Origin of the sequence: Curtobacterium poinsettiae, from assembly GCF_025677645.1 — a bacterium.
Taxonomy (GTDB): Bacteria; Actinomycetota; Actinomycetes; order Actinomycetales; family Microbacteriaceae; genus Curtobacterium; species Curtobacterium poinsettiae_A.
The window spans coordinates 223,883-238,479 of the sequence record NZ_CP106879.1; the positions used below are offsets into that span (position 1 = coordinate 223,883).

7 protein-coding genes and 1 pseudogene are annotated in these 14,597 nt (G+C 71.2%); 4 read left to right on the top strand and 4 right to left on the bottom strand.

The features are described 5' to 3' along the window. Positions 1-18: 18 nt before the first annotated feature. The 4 genes and pseudogenes from OE229_RS01105 to OE229_RS01120 all read left to right on the top strand — a co-directional run. The gene (locus OE229_RS01105; protein WP_262139358.1) at positions 19-495 is read left to right on the top strand and encodes a hypothetical protein; all 477 of its coding nucleotides are present in this window, start codon (positions 19-21) and stop codon (positions 493-495) included. Continuing rightward, entirely contained in the window at positions 492-1,040 is a 549-nt protein-coding gene (locus tag OE229_RS01110; RefSeq protein WP_262139360.1) for a hypothetical protein, read from the top strand. Before OE229_RS01105 ends, OE229_RS01110 begins: the two co-directional genes overlap by 4 nt. A gap of 1,096 nt (positions 1,041-2,136) precedes the next feature. Then, complete coding sequence (locus tag OE229_RS01115) at positions 2,137-6,507, top strand: FtsK/SpoIIIE domain-containing protein (protein ID WP_262139364.1); 4,371 nt, start codon at positions 2,137-2,139, stop codon at positions 6,505-6,507. 33 nt (positions 6,508-6,540) lie between these two features. Continuing rightward, a pseudogene (locus OE229_RS01120) lies at positions 6,541-7,098 on the top strand (pyridoxal 5'-phosphate synthase); the annotation flags it as partial. 173 nt (positions 7,099-7,271) lie between these two features. Here the strand turns inward: OE229_RS01120 and OE229_RS01125 are convergent. From OE229_RS01125 to OE229_RS01140, 4 genes are all read right to left on the bottom strand, one after another. Continuing rightward, complete coding sequence (locus tag OE229_RS01125) at positions 7,272-9,635, bottom strand: GNAT family N-acetyltransferase (protein WP_262139367.1); 2,364 nt, start codon at positions 9,633-9,635, stop codon at positions 7,272-7,274. Further along, entirely contained in the window at positions 9,632-11,023 is a 1,392-nt protein-coding gene (locus OE229_RS01130) for a lysine N(6)-hydroxylase/L-ornithine N(5)-oxygenase family protein (protein WP_262139368.1), read from the bottom strand. The genes OE229_RS01125 and OE229_RS01130 overlap by 4 nt, the downstream gene beginning before the upstream one ends. Next, positions 11,020-12,444 (bottom strand): pyridoxal phosphate-dependent decarboxylase family protein, encoded by a 1,425-nt coding sequence (locus tag OE229_RS01135; RefSeq protein WP_262139369.1) that lies wholly within the window; start codon positions 12,442-12,444, stop codon positions 11,020-11,022. The genes OE229_RS01130 and OE229_RS01135 overlap by 4 nt, the downstream gene beginning before the upstream one ends. Positions 12,445-12,586: 142 nt before the next feature. Continuing rightward, positions 12,587-14,566: a LamG-like jellyroll fold domain-containing protein gene (locus OE229_RS01140; RefSeq protein ID WP_263344898.1), complete on the bottom strand. Its 1,980-nt coding sequence runs from the start codon at positions 14,564-14,566 to the stop codon at positions 12,587-12,589. Between the last annotated feature and the right edge of the window lie 31 nt (positions 14,567-14,597).

Below are 14,597 nucleotides of genomic sequence, written 5' to 3' on the forward strand. Positions count from 1 at the left end.
GCGCTGAGCGAGCGACCGATGTCAGACCGAGCACGACTGCGGTGGTTCTGGATCGTCGCTGCCGTCAGTTGGATGGTTGTGGCGGCGTGGATGGCACTCCGCGACGACGTTCAACGGTGGCCCGCTTCCATCGTCCTCGCCTTCGTCTGCGGTACCACCGGACTCTGTTGCTTCATCATGCTGCTCTTCGGCGGCCGACCAACGCGTCGGGAGTTCCTCCGAGCGGCCTGCACCATCATCGCCGGCCACGTCGCGATCGTGGTCGCGCTCGACTTCACCCTCGTCCCCGCACCGAGTCGCTTGGCCGTCGCCGTCGACGCGCTGCTGATCGCGCCCGGACTCAGCATCGTCTCCGCGAGCTTCGGCGTCCTCACGGACGGGTCAGCCGCGGCCGTCGTCTTCGGGGTCGCGTTCACCGTCGACCTCGTCGTCAAGGCCGTCCGAGAGTCGGGCAAGAACCCACGCAACGGCACGAACGAAGAAGGATCAAGTTGATCAGCATCGGTTCGCAGGACGCCGAAGACGAATGGATCGTTGTACCGAACGATCTGCAGCAGGCGTCCGACCGAGCGATCGAGAAGTGGTCAGCACGGGCCGCGCGGTCGGTGCTCCCCAAGCGGGTCCTGCGTCAGGACCCCGAGCAGTTCCCCATCCAGGCTTCTCTCGCGGCAGCTGCAGTGATGACGGGTCCGGACGAAAGTGCTTTCGTCCTGCGCGCCGCCCTTCCCGGCTCGTTCTTGCCTGTACGACTCCACTGGCGCGAATCGGAGACCGATCACCGAGGTGCACTCCGGCAACTTGCCATGCCGTCCTTGAAGCAGGTCACCATCGCTGAACCAGAGCCCTGGCGGTCGCCGACGGGCTCATTGGGTCTGCGTGCCACGATCTTGCGAGAACACGCTCCCCACGGTTGGGTCGGGAGCTTCCCGTTCGAGCAGGTGCTCGTGCAGATCAAGGTGGATGTCGAACCGCGGGACGCGGAGATCATGGAGGCACCGATAGGTCGTCTGCTCTCCAGACTCCGTGTCCGCGTCCTCTGAGATCGTCCTCGAGAACACGCACACGTCGGCAGGTCCGCTCCGGTCGGGTCGAGGTTCGCAGGCTCGTCGACCTGCCGCCGCCTCCCGACGAGCGGATCCGCACTGGTGCTCACCCCGGACTCCGAGGGACGTTGAGGACAACGATCGCACCACCGAGGACGCCCACACGTCCGGACGCCGCTGGGTCGCATTCGCCTGCGACACGATGATCGTGCTCGCGATCGTCCGGTACATCGTGTGGGCGTTCGCGCTGGTGGTCGATGTCAGCATCGGCAGCCGGCATGTGCGGGCATCCGATCAAACGCGGAGCAGACGCTGACGAGCCGTCCGGGACGGATGTTCCCGCTTGCTGCGCGGGTTGGTGTCACCCCATCGGGAAGATGACCCCGAACACCACGATGACCCCGATGAGCGCCAAGGAACATCAGGCCATGACGAGGGTGAACAGCTTCACAGGCGACCGCTCCCAGTAGCGGGTAGCACCCGGCACCAGTTGCTCGATCTTTTTCGCCTTGCTCGGCAATCGTGTCCGAGCACGCAGTATCCCACTGATCTCGCGGATCCTCGGCGTGGTCCAGTTCCAGGAGTCGATCCTGATCCGACGCCTCCGGCTTCCGCCGTGGACGATGAAGAGGACCTCGTTGGCGGGCCAGTTGTCGAACGCCGACCGAAGGCAGCGCAGGCCCTCGTCCCGCGGGAGGAACCGTCTCCGGACGATTCCTCGGAACTCGACCGAATCATCGGCGATCCGGATCGTCGCGACCCGGCGGTGCCAGGTGGCGAGCGCGATGGTCGGCCACGCCATGATCGCGGAGAGCGCCGCGGAGTATGCCCATGCGAATGCGGCTCCGCGAGCGCCAGGGAAGAGCACGACGACTCCGCCGATCAGCGAGCAGAGCGCTGTCGGCCCCAGCCCGCCGAAGATGATCCGTCACTTGGAGAACTGCTCGTCCACAAGCCAGGCGCAACCCGGCCTGCGCGTCGCAGGAACCTGCGAGAATCGACCCATGAGCGGCAGCACGACGCTGCGGGGGGCCTCGTCCGACCACCGCGTTGCGACCACGACGACCACGATCTCCGGTGCGGGGCGCCCCACGTGCGCCTGACGTTCACCGCGAGTCACCTTCCGTCGAGCGCCTCCGCCGACTTCGTGGTGGAGTGCGACGAGGACACCCTGCTCGGCGAGATCGTCGAGGTCGTCGCCAAGCGGCTCGGGCAAGGGGCCACGTCGATCGTCGACGTCGCGGTCGACTCCGTCCCGACCACCCCGCACGCGCGCATCGGCGATGGTGTGCTGCTCGAAGGTGCTCGGCTGACGTTCGGGGCACAGGCTCCGGTGCTGCCGCTGCCCGGTGATCTGCCGAGCGTCCGCATCGTCGGCGGACCGGGTGCCGGCACTGTGGTGGTGCTCGACGCGGGCATCGCCCACGTCGGTTCCGCGCCTGACGCGACGGTGCCCTTGCCGGACCGCACCGCCCCGGAGTACGCCGCGATCCTGCGGCTCGACCTCAACCGTCGGTTCACGATCACCCCGACCGAGGGCTCCACGGTGCTGGTGGACCGCACCGAGGTCGACGACGAGACCCCGGTCGAACCGGGCAGCATCGTCACGATCGGCGACACCCTGCTGTCGGTCGCTGTGCCGGACGCCGACCGAGCGGCGATCACCCTGACCGCCGGCGGCGGCTCCCTCGACTACACGCGGCCGCCGCGGCTCCTGCCCGAGGACCACCCGTCCGTGTTCAAGCTGCCGGCCGTGCCGGCGCAGCAATCACGACGCTCCATCCCGATCATCGCGGCGCTCGCGCCGCTCGGCATGGCTGCCGTGATGATCTCGATCTTCCACAACGTCGCGTACCTCGCGTTCGGTCTCATGTCGCCGATCATCATGTTCGGCAACGCCTGGTGGGACCGTCGGAACGGCAAGAAGACCCACAAGCAGCGCGTCGCCGAGTACGAAGAGACCAAGAAGGCGGTCGAGGCGGACGCCCTGGAGGCAGTGGTCCGGTACCAGCGCGAGCTGCGGACGAGCGCACCCGACCCCGCAACCGTGCTCGACGTCGCGTTGCGGCGTCGCGCCCGCCTGTGGGAGCGCCGCCGGACCGATCCTGACTACCTGACGCTCCGCGTCGGAACCGCGGACGTGCCGTCCGGCGTCGTGCTCGAGGACCCGTCGGCGCTCGAGCACCGTCGCGCGGTCGACAAGCTGGCGGAGGACGTGCCGGTGATCGTCGACCTCGGCGTGCAGGGGGTCGTCGGCGTCGCAGGCCGAGACGAGCACACGCGGCACCTGACGTCGTGGTTCGTGGCGCAGCTCGCGGTGCTCCAGAGCCCGCGTGACACGCAGTTCGTCGTGCTGACGGACGCCCGGTCGGCCGATGAGTGGGCGTGGTTGCGGTGGATCCCGCAGGCTCGACCGGGCTTCGGGCAGGACGCCGTGATCGCGATCGGCAACGACGCCGAGACGCTCGGCGCCCGGGTGGCGGAGGTCGGTCAGCTGATCGATGCGCGACAGCGGGCGATGCGTGAGTCGAACATGCGCGGGATCCCCGGTCCGGACATCGTCGTCGTGCTCGACGGTGCCCGGCGGCTCCGAGCGCTGCCCGGCCTGATCCGCATCCTCAAGGAAGGGCCGGCGGTCGGCGTCCGGGCGATCTGCATCGAGGAAGAGGCACGGCTGCTGCCCGAGGAGTGCTCCGTCGTCGTCACCGTCGGGCCGGAACGCATCCGGGTCGCCGCGCAGCGCCAGGCGACGGTCACCGACGTGCGGCCCGACCGGATCCCGGACGGCTGGTTCGAGACGGTCGCCCGGGCGGTGGCGCCGATGGTGGACGCCGACGACGAGAGCGACGCCGGCGGACTGCCCACGTCGTCGCGGTTGCTCGACGTCATGCTGCTCGAACCGCCGACGGCCCGGGCGATCACCGGGAAGTGGTCGCTGCGCCCACGCACCACCGAGGTCGTCATGGGCGAGAGCCTCGACGGACCGTTCGCGTTCGACCTGCGGAAGGACGGCCCCCACGGCCTCGTCGCCGGCACGACGGGTTCGGGCAAGTCCGAGCTCCTGCAGACGATCGTCGCGTCGCTCGCGGCCACGAACACCCCGGAGGGCATGAACTTCGTCCTCATCGACTACAAGGGCGGGGCTGCCTTCCGCGACTTCGCGCCGCTGCCGCACACCGTCGGGATGGTGACCGACCTCGACACGCACCTGGTGGAGCGAGCGCTCGAGTCCCTGGGCGCCGAGCTCCGTCGTCGCGAGCACCTGTTGGCCGATGCGGCAGCGAAGGACATCGAGGACTACCTCGACCGCCTCGGTCGTGGTGAACCGCTGCCGCCGATGCCACGGCTGCTCATCGTCATCGACGAGTTCGCCAGTCTGGTACGGGAGCTGCCCGACTTCGTGACCGGCCTGGTGAACATCGCACAGCGCGGCCGATCCCTCGGCATCCACCTGATCCTCGCCACGCAGCGTCCGACCGGTGTCGTCTCGAACGACATCCGCGCGAACACGAACCTGCGGATCGCGCTGCGGGTCACCGACTCGAGCGAGAGCACCGACGTGATCGACGCCGGCGACGCGGCCCAGATCCAGAAGAGCACTCCCGGCCGCGGGTACATCCGACTGGGTGCCGGGGCGCTGTTGCCGTTCCAGTCGGGTCGCGTCGGTGGCCGTCGCCCCGGACAGTCGACCCAGCGCAAGCAGGTCTGGGCCGGTGCCGTCTCGTGGTCGGCGCTCGGTACCGCACCGCCCGCACCACCGAAGTCCGAGGTGCAGCACACCGACGAACGAACCGACCTGCAGGAGCTCGTCGGCGCCGTGACCGAGGCCGCGGCGGAGCTGGGCGGTCCGGCTCCGTACCGTCCCTGGCTCGATGCCCTGCCGGAGACGCTGCTCTTCACCGACCTCAACGACCGCGCGTGGGAACTCGACGACAGTACGACGACGGACGCGCGGGTCGGCCCGCTGCCGTTCGCGCTGCAGGACTTCCCGGGTGAGCAGGCACAGCGGGTGCGCAGCCTCGACCTCGACTCCGACGGACACCTCTACGTGGTCGGTGCACCTCGCAGCGGCCGATCGCAGGTGCTCCGGACCCTCGCGGCAGCCATCGCCCGGAACACCTCGGCGGCGGACGTCCACGTGTACGCGCTCGACTGCGGCAACGGCGCGCTGCTGCCGATCCAGGCACTCCCGCACGCCGGAGCCGTCGTCCAGCGTGTCCAGACCGAACGAGCCCAGCGGCTGCTGACCAAGCTGGCCCAGGAACTCGCCCGGCGCCAGCAGGTGCTGGCTGACGGCGGTTTTGCGAGCATCGTCGAGCAGCGTGCCGCGGCCGTCGTGCCAGCGGAACGCCTGCCGCACATCGTCTTCATGCTCGACCGCTGGGAGGGCTTCGTCGGCTCACTCGGCGAGCTCGACCACGGCGCTCCCACCGACCAGGTGATGACGTTGCTCCGCGAAGGTGCCAGCGTCGGCATCCACCTGGTCGTCACCGGAGACCGGCAGCTGCTCTCGAGTCGGATGGCCACCCTGGTGGAGGACAAGCTCGTCCTCCGGTTGTCGGACCGGGGCGACTACGGGCTGGCGTCGCTCAACCCGCGGAAGCTCCCGGAGCAGGTCCCCGACGGACGAGCGTTCGCCTCCGAGTCCGCGACGGAGACACAGATCGCGCTGCTCGCCGCAGCAGGCACCGGGCAGTCGCAGGCCGCCGCCATCACGGCCCTCGCCACCTTCGCGACGGAACGCGATCGGGCCGTCGAACGCAGCCGGCGTCCCTTCCGCGTCGACCAGCTGTCCGGCCCGGTGCCGTTCGAGCGGGCATGGGAGATGCGCGACGACGACGCCGGCCTGTTCGGTCTGGTCGGCATCGGCGGCGACGACCTCACCGCGATCGGACCCGACCTGGCCGCTGCCGGTTCGTTCGTCGTCGGTGGCCCCGCGAAGTCCGGACGCAGCGCCGTCCTGCTCTCCATGACCCGTTCGGTCCTGCGCGAGGGTGGCGAGGTCGTGCTCGTGACCCCGCGGCAGTCCCCGCTCCGTGCGCTGGCCGCGGAACCGGGTGTCCTGGCGGCGCACGAAGGTGCCGATCTGACCGAGGACGACCTCGCTCCCCTGTTCGACGGGCAGCCCGGTCGACGCGTCCTGGTGATCGACGACGCCGAGCTCGTCAAGGACGCCCCGGCGAAGAGCTGGCTGCAGGGGTTCGTCAAGCGTGCGGCCGACAACGGTCAGGCGATCGTCGCAGCCGGACTGACCGCCGAGTTCGGCGTCGGGTTCACCGGCTGGCAGGTCGACATGAAGCGCAACCGCTCGGGAGCGCTGCTGAGCCCCCAGGCGATCACCGAGGGCGACCTGCTCGGCATGCGCCTGCCGCGGAGCAGCATCGTCGAGCGCGTCCAGGTCGGTTCCGCGATCGTGCACCTCGGCAACGGTGAGCTCGTGTCGGTGCAGGTGCCGACTCCCTGAACGCCGGACCCCCGCGCACGGTTGGGTGGGTACATGTCCTCTGCCCCGCTCTCCGGTGACGACTCCCTGCACCTGCCCGAGTTCGACAGCCCGCCGGCGTCTCCGCTCGACCTCGCTCGCGACTGGCTGTCCGCGGCCCAGGACCGACAGGTCTCCGAGCCGTTGTCGATGACCCTCGCCACGGCCGGGGCGGACGGCCGCGTGTCCGCTCGCACCGTCGACGTGAAGCGCATCGAGGCGGACGGGCTGGTCTTCGGCACGTCGGAGGACAGCCCGAAGGGCCGGCAGCTCGCCGAGAACCCGCACGCAGCATTGCAGGCGTACTGGCGCGAGACGATGCAGCAGCTCCGGTTCGAGGGGCGCGTCGTCCGGCTGTCGGACGACGAGTCCGATGCGCTGTTCGCGGACCGCTCCCCGAAGTCACGCGCCGCGACGGCCATCGCCGATCAGTCGGCCGTGCTCGAACCGCGGACGCTGCAGGACCTGATCGACGACGCGAACGACCTGCTCGACGACTCGGGCGACGACGTCCCCCGACCTGCACGGTGGGTTGCCTGGCGTCTCGAGCCCGACATCGTGGAGTTCTGGCACGGCAGCCGTGACCGGATGCACCGACGACTGCAGTACGCATTCGCCGACAGTCTGGACGGCCACCCGCCTGCAGCCGTAGTCGGCGCGGCTTCCGTTGGTGCGAGATCGACCACTCCGCGCGCTCGTTGCGCTGCACGGAGTGATCAACCTCGCACCGAGCGCCGCCCGCGCCCCTACCGCCCGATCGGGTTCACCATCTCCCCCGCCCGGATGAGCGACGCCGACTGGTCCGCCAGGTCCACCATCGACAGGGTGTTCCGCAACTGCAACCGGTTCAGGCACGAGTGCTCGAACGTCGGTACCCGCAGGTCCAACGGTCGACGGCGCTCCGGGTGTGCAGCGGCGTGCGCGTCGATGCACTCCCCCACGACCTCCCAGAAGCGGGACTCCGGCAGCCCCCCGTCGTCGTCGAGGATCGCGGCGACGAACCGCAGCACCCCGTCGAACACGTCGGTGAACACGGCGAGCGCTGCTTCGTCGTCGGACACCGGGTGCACGATCCGGTCGATGTCGGCCGGGACGGGGTGGTCGGCGTGGCGACTGAGGACCGCCGCCTCTTCCCCGATGTCCTTCATCACGGCACGGACCACGACGCCGTCGCGCACGACGAGCACCAGGTTCTCGCCGTGCGGCATGAACACCAGGTCGTGCACGGTCAGGCAGTGCACGACGGGCAGCAGGTACGCGTGGAGCCAGCGCCGGACCCAGACGTCGGCGGACAGACCAGAGGCCTCGATCAGCGCCGAGACCACGGCGTTCCCCGAGGCGTCCCGGTGCAGCAGCGCCGCCATCGTCAGCAGTCGCTCGCCGTCCGCCACCCGCGGCAGAGGGCTCTCCCGCCACAGCGCCGCGAGCATCTTGCGCTGTGGCGAGGACACGTCGACCCGATGGTACGCGTCGCCGGTGTACCCGATGGCGGCGTGCTCCCGGAGCACCGAGAACCCGGCGGCGGCGAGCGTGGGGTCGGCGGCGACGATCGACGCGACCCAATCGTTCACAGCCGGGGTGTTCCGCATGTACGCGGGCGACATCCCCCGCAGGAACCCCATGTTCTGCACGGCGAGCGCCGTCTTGACGTACGAGCGTGATGGGTCGGTGCGGTTGAACGCGGTGCGGATCGACTGCTGCGGCTGGTACTCGTCCGGCCCCTCGCCCAGGTCGACCAGGTCGTGTCGGCCCAGGTCGGGCGCGAAGGTCACGGCGATCCGGTGCTGCCACTGCCACGGGTGCACGGGCAGCCACACGTAGTCGTCGGGGTCGAGCCCGCGACGCTCCAGCGTGCCCCGGAAGCCGGCCACGACGTCCGCCGACAGCTCCGACTCCCAGTGCGCCTGCTCGGTGCGGTCCGCGGCGAGCGCCAGGTGCGTGTGCTCGCGTCGGGCGGCGAGCCACCGGTACCGGAACCGCCCGCCGGACTCCGGCGCGAACGCCCGGTACTCGTCGAGCCCGAACCCGATCCGACCGTTGGCGGCGACGAAGGCCGGATGCCCCTCGGTCATCGCGGACTCGACGTCCTGGAAGGATGCGACAGCGGCGTCGACGGATTCCCCGGACCGCCCGCGCGCGAGCTGTGCAGCGGACGGGCCTCCCCGCCGGTGCTTCGCCGCCGCGCTCGCCAGGGTCGACGCGATCTCCTCCAGGTACGTGCCGAGCAACTCGTCGGGGATCCCGAGCACCCCGCGCAGTTCGAGCACGAGCTCCTGCGCACTGAGCGGCGTCGGCACCCCCGCACGGTTCCGCGTCAACGAGGCCTCGTCCATCGACCAGTGCTCGAGCAGGTGCTGCCGCGCCCGGAACCGGTACGTCGACTCCCCCGCGTCGAGCCGCCACCCGTCCTCGTCCGGCACGGGTGCGATCAGCCGTTCGTGGGTGAACTCCGCGATCGCCTTCGCGACGAGGTGCCGTTCGGCGGGTTCCAGGTGCTCGGGCCGCAGGTGTGCGGCCGGCCCGTCGTCGTCCGGCACGCCGATCCGGTCGGTGTCGAGCACCGACAGCAGGGCCCGCTTGCCGGCGACGTCCACCTGTCGCAGGGCGCGGAACCCGACCTCGGCGTTCTTCGCCTGCACGGCGGTGTTCCGCACGTCCGGTTCGACGACGACCCGGCGCGCGCCGAGGGCGTCCCGGCAGTGCTCGACGACGGCGCGCATCACCGCGCTCGTGAGGCCGTGCACACGACGGTCCGCGGGTGCCGGAGCGACGAGCAGGTGCATGCCGACGTCGCCGGGTTCGGCCGCCCACACGTCGGTGAGCAGGACGGCGGCGGGGTCGTAGGTCTCGGCCAGGAAGCACGGGTCGCCGTCGCGACGACCGAGCCACGCGGCCTGCGCCGGATCCGCCTGCACGCCGGCCAGGTAGTCCCGGACGCCGTCCACGTCCAGGTCACCCATCTCCCACCAGGACGACGCCGGGTGGGCGAGCCAGGACTGCACGACGGCGGCGTCGCGTTCCGGGTCCACGGGTTCGACGGTCAGGAGGCCCGGCTCGGCTCCTCCAGGCACGGTCGCGTCCGGTGCGGTGGTGGTCACGGTCGTGCTCATGCGGACACCTCCGCACGCTCGGTCGCGAGCCGGGCTGGCGCCCGCTCCGCGGCGCCGGGCTGGGCGGTGGACGGCGCTGCTGTCGACTGCCCCGAGGCGGGCAGGCCGAACTCCTGGAAGGCGATCCGGGCCTCCAGGCCGTACACGGGGCGACCCGTGACGGACCGGATGATCGACGCGTTCCGCCACGCCCCCATGCCGAGGTCGGGCGCGGTCAGGCCGTGCGTGTGCTCCTCGGCGTTCTGCACCCAGATGCGTCCGCCCAGGGTGTCGACGTGGTGGTCGCGGGCGACCGCCAGGCGGCCCCGGGAGTCGCGGGCGACGAGGTGCTCGACCGGGTCGAGGAACCGCGGGACCCGTGGGGTGTACCCGGTGGCGAGCACCAGCTGCTCGACCTCGTGCTCGTACGTCTGGTCGAGCTGCCCGTGGCGCAGCGTCAACCGGTACGTGCCGCGGTCGGCGAGCCAGGCGGCGTCGACGACGCTCGTCTCGGTCCGGAGCGTCGTCGGGACCGGGCCGCGCGCACTGATCCGGTAGAGCTGGTCGTACAGGTCGTCGACCAGGTCGGCGCTGATGCCCTTGTACAGGCCGCGCTGTTCCCGCCCCAGGCGATCGCGGACGGCCTCGGGCAGCCCGTGGAAGTGGTCCGTGTACTCGGGGCTCGTCATCTCGAGGGTGAGCTTGGTGTCCTCCATCGGGAAGAACCGGGGCGAGCGCGTGATCCAGTCGAGGCGGTATCCGTCCTGCCGGATGTCCTCGAGCAGTTCCCGGTAGACCTCCGCGGCGGACTGCCCGCTGCCGACGACGGCGATCGACCCGGCGTCGCGCAGGGCGTCGCGGTTCGGCAGGAACGCAGCGGAGTGGATCGCCGGCCCGCCGATCCCGCGCAGCGGGGCGGGGACGGACGGCTCGGTGCCGATGCCCACGACGACGTGGCGTGCGCGGTACGTCTCGAGGCCCTGATCGGTCTCGGCGTGCACCGTGAACGTGTCGGTGACCGGGTCGTGCTCGACGGCGGTCACCCGGCGGCCCCACCGCAGGGTGTCGAGCCGGTCGGCGGCCCATCGGCAGTAGGCGTCGTACTCGCTGCGCAGGGGGTGGAAGTCCTCGCGGATGTAGAACGGGTACAGGCGCCCGGTCTCCTTGAGCCAGGCGAGGAACGAGAACGGCGAGGTCGGGTCGGCCATCGTCACCAGGTCGGCGAGGAACGGCACCTGGATCGTGGCGTCGTCGAGCATCATGCCGTGGTGCCAGGCGAAGCCGTCAGCCGCGTCGAGGAACACCGCGTCGAGGTCGGCGATCGGGTCGGTCAGGCAGGCGAGGCCGAGGTTGAACGGGCCGATGCCGATGCCGACGACGTCGTGCACCGGCTGCTCATCGCGGTTCATCGGTTCGCTCCCTCGGTCGCGGCGGTGACGGCGCGCACCCGGGCGGCCGTCGCGACGACGTGCTCCAGCGACGCGCGCATCTGCTCCGGGGTGGTCTCGGGGTTGAGCAGCGTGAGCTTGTTGCACGGCCGACCGTCGATGACCGTCTTGGCGATCAGCACCCGGCCCTCGGCGAGCAGGGCCGAGCGGATGGGGGCGACCAGCGCGTCGGCGGCCTCGTCCGTCATGCCGGCGGGCTGCCAGCGGAACAGCACCGTGCTGAGCTGCGTCGGCGCGACGAGCACCAGGTCCGGGTGCTCCTCGACGATCCAGTGGGTGGCCGCGGCGAGGTCGATGACGGCGTCGAACGCTTCGCCGATCGCGTCGGCGCCGGTCGCCCGCAGGGTGGCCCAGAGCTTCAGCGCGTCGAACCGACGGGTCGTCTGCAGCGACTTGTCGACCTGGTTGGGCTCGGCGGCGTCCTCGGGGTTCAGGTAGTCGGCGTACCAGGCGGTGCGGCGCAGGTCCTCCGGGCGCTGGACGAGCAGGGCGCTCGACGACACCGGCTGGAAGAACGCCTTGTGCAGGTCGGCGGTCACGCTCCGGGCCCGTTCGGCGCCGTCGAGCAGGTGCCGGCGGGTCGGGGAGACGAGCAGACCGCAGCCGTACGCGGCGTCGACGTGCAGCCAGACCCCCTCGAGGTCACAGACGTCCGCGATCGGCTCGAGCGGGTCGATCACCCCGCGGTCGGTGGTGCCGGCGGTGGCGACGACGGCCATCGGCGTCTGCCCGGCTGCGCGGGCGGCGGCGATCGCCTCGGCGAGGGCGGCGGGCACCATCCGGCCGGCGTGGTCGGTGGCGACGGCGACCACGGCCTCGAGCCCGAGCAGCCGCGCCGACTTCGCGATGCTGAAGTGGGTCTCCGCGGTCGTGAACACGGTGCCACTGACGCCGAGGGCCTCGCGCGCCAGCAGCAGGGCCTGCAGGTTCGATTGCGAGCCGCCCGAGGTGAAGATGCCGTCCCCCGCGGCGAACCCGATCCGACCGGCGAGCCAGGAGACGACGTGCCGCTCGATCTCGGTGCCGATCCGGGACTGGTCCCAGGTGTCGACCGACGGGTTCACGGCGGCCAGGACCGACTCGGCGGCGACCGCGGGCAGCGCGACCGGGCAGTTCAGGTGCGCGAGGTACGCCGGGTCGTGGAACCAGACGGCCTCGCGGACGAACAGCTCGTCGAGTTCGGCGAGTGCGCGGTCCGTCCCGAGGGGTTCGGCGTCGAGGTCGACGTCCTGCACCCGGGCCCGGAGGACCTCGGGAGCGGTGTCGGTCGTCGGACGGTCGGCGGCGGCGAAGCGGTCGGCCAGACGGCCCACCGTGGACGTCACGGCGGAGCGGTAGCGCTCGGCGGTGGCGGTGTTCAGGAGTTCGATGGGAGGTGTCACGTTAGGTAAGGCTAACCTCACAAAGCGTGATCGTGCCACCCGAACGAGGGGCGCTCTGGCAGGCCGGGCGTGTCAGACGCCCGTCTGCCGGACGCGCCGGGCGTCCATTCGCCGCGCGGGTCGGCGTCCGCCCGCCGGGGCGTCAGGCGTTCATGAACTCGCTCAGCTGCAGGGCCCGGCCGACGATGCGCACGTCGCCGATCGACCCGACGAACACCTGGTCGAGCTGTCCGCCGTAGCGGTACCCACCGAGCAACCACGGCTTGCCGATCGTGCTCAGACCGCGGTTCGGCGTGGACGGGTTCCGCACGACCGGACATCCGTCGACGTACAGCACGGTGTGCGTCCCGTCGTTCACCACGGCAACGTGCCACCAGGCGCCGAGCGGCAACTCGTGCCCCCAGTTCGTCAGCGATCCGTCCTGGCTCGTCGGGTACACGCACCACTGCAGCTCGCGGTCCCCCGACAGGCTCAGCGTCACGGCGGGCTCGTCCGGGTCACCATCGGGCCCGGTCGCCTTCCCCACCTGGCCGGCGCTCGAGTACTGCGACAGCAGGGCACTGAACCCGTTCGCGCTCGGGTCGAACGTGGTCGGCAGGGCGAAGAACGCCTCGACCGTGTAGCCGTGGGGGAACCGGGTCCGGTTGAGCGGAGCCGTGTCGATGGTCTGCAGGTGGTCGCCGCCGGACTTGCCGCCCTGCAGCGCGAGGCTGCCGGCACCCGGCTGGTCTGGATGGTGTGCCGCCGTCCAGCGCAGCGCCCCCGCGACGGCACCGGTCCGGCGGGCGACCACCAGGTCGTTCCCCCGCCCGCTCTGGTCGCGCACCAGCGTCGTCGGCGCGAGCGCCGCCCCGTCCGGGTTGCCGTCGAACCGCCAGTACGCCAACGTCCCCGGCACCAGCATGCGTGCCGCCGGCCGGGAGGCCCGTGGTGCGACCGGCGCGAACCCCGCGAAGCGCGCGTCGAAGTCCACGGCCATGGTGAAGCGGTCGACGTCGCCGCTGAGCGCGGTCTCCTGTGCTGCGAGCTCGTTCGCGTCGCCGAGTCCGCCGGCGAGCAGGAAGGGCGACAGCGTCTCGACGTCGATGACGTTCCGCTCGACATCGACGTGGTACAGCCGGATCATGGCCGCCCCGCCGTAGTAGCGGTTCTGGTAGTTGGTCAGGTGCAGCGCGACGTCGTGCCCCACGGCGTTCTTCGCCGTCGTGCGTCCCGGCCCCCAGTAGTGCCCGTTGAGCGTCAGGAAGACCTGGTCGTGCTTCGTGATGAAGGAGTCCCAGAGCCGCTGCCCGTAGGGGTCGAACGCCGCCCCGCCGCTGGCGTCCGAGTCGACGAGGGCGTGCGTCGTGAGGATCACCGGAGCGTGCGGTCGGGCCGCGAGCACGGAGCTGGCCCAGGCGAGCCCGCTCGCACTCGTCCGCCAGTCGAGCGCCAGGACGACCCACTCGCGGCCGGCCGCGGTGAACCGGTGAGCGGTGTTGTACCCGTCCGGGCTCGAGCCGATCCAGCCGGGGGCCTTCCGGAACCGCTGCGGACCGAACACGTCGAGGTACGGGGTCCGGCCGCGCTGGTCGTCGGTCGAGGGATCGACGTCGTGGTTGCCGGCGAGCACGCTGTAGGGCGCCCCGGCTCGGTCGAGCACGTCGAAGACCGCACCGGACGCGCGCATCTCGGACGCCGCACCGTTCTGGGTCAGGTCGCCGAGGTGGACGAGGAACACGGTGTTGTGCCGGGCCTGCTCGCGGACGACGTACTCGAGCGAAGCCCGCATCGGCGCCGGGTCGACCGCGGCGCCGTCGAACATGTACTGCGTGTCCGGCATCACCGCGACGGTGAAGCGCGGCGAGGTCGTGTCCGGGCGCCACCGTCCGGTGTGTCCGCGCACCACCGCAGCCCGAGCGGCCGCGGCCGGTCCGCCGAGCGTCCCCGGGGCCACAGCGGGTGCCGCGGTCAGTGCATCGGCGACGGCCGGGGCGCTGCCGAGGCCGTTCGACGCCACGAGACCGGCGGCACCGGCGAGCCCAGATCCGACCAGGAAGCCCCGGCGGGAGACCGGGATGCGCTTGCTGCGCTCTCCGGCGTGGTCGTCGGTGCCGTCGCGGTCGTCAGGGCTGTTCTGCACAGCACCGCACCGTACGGATCGCGGGGGAACG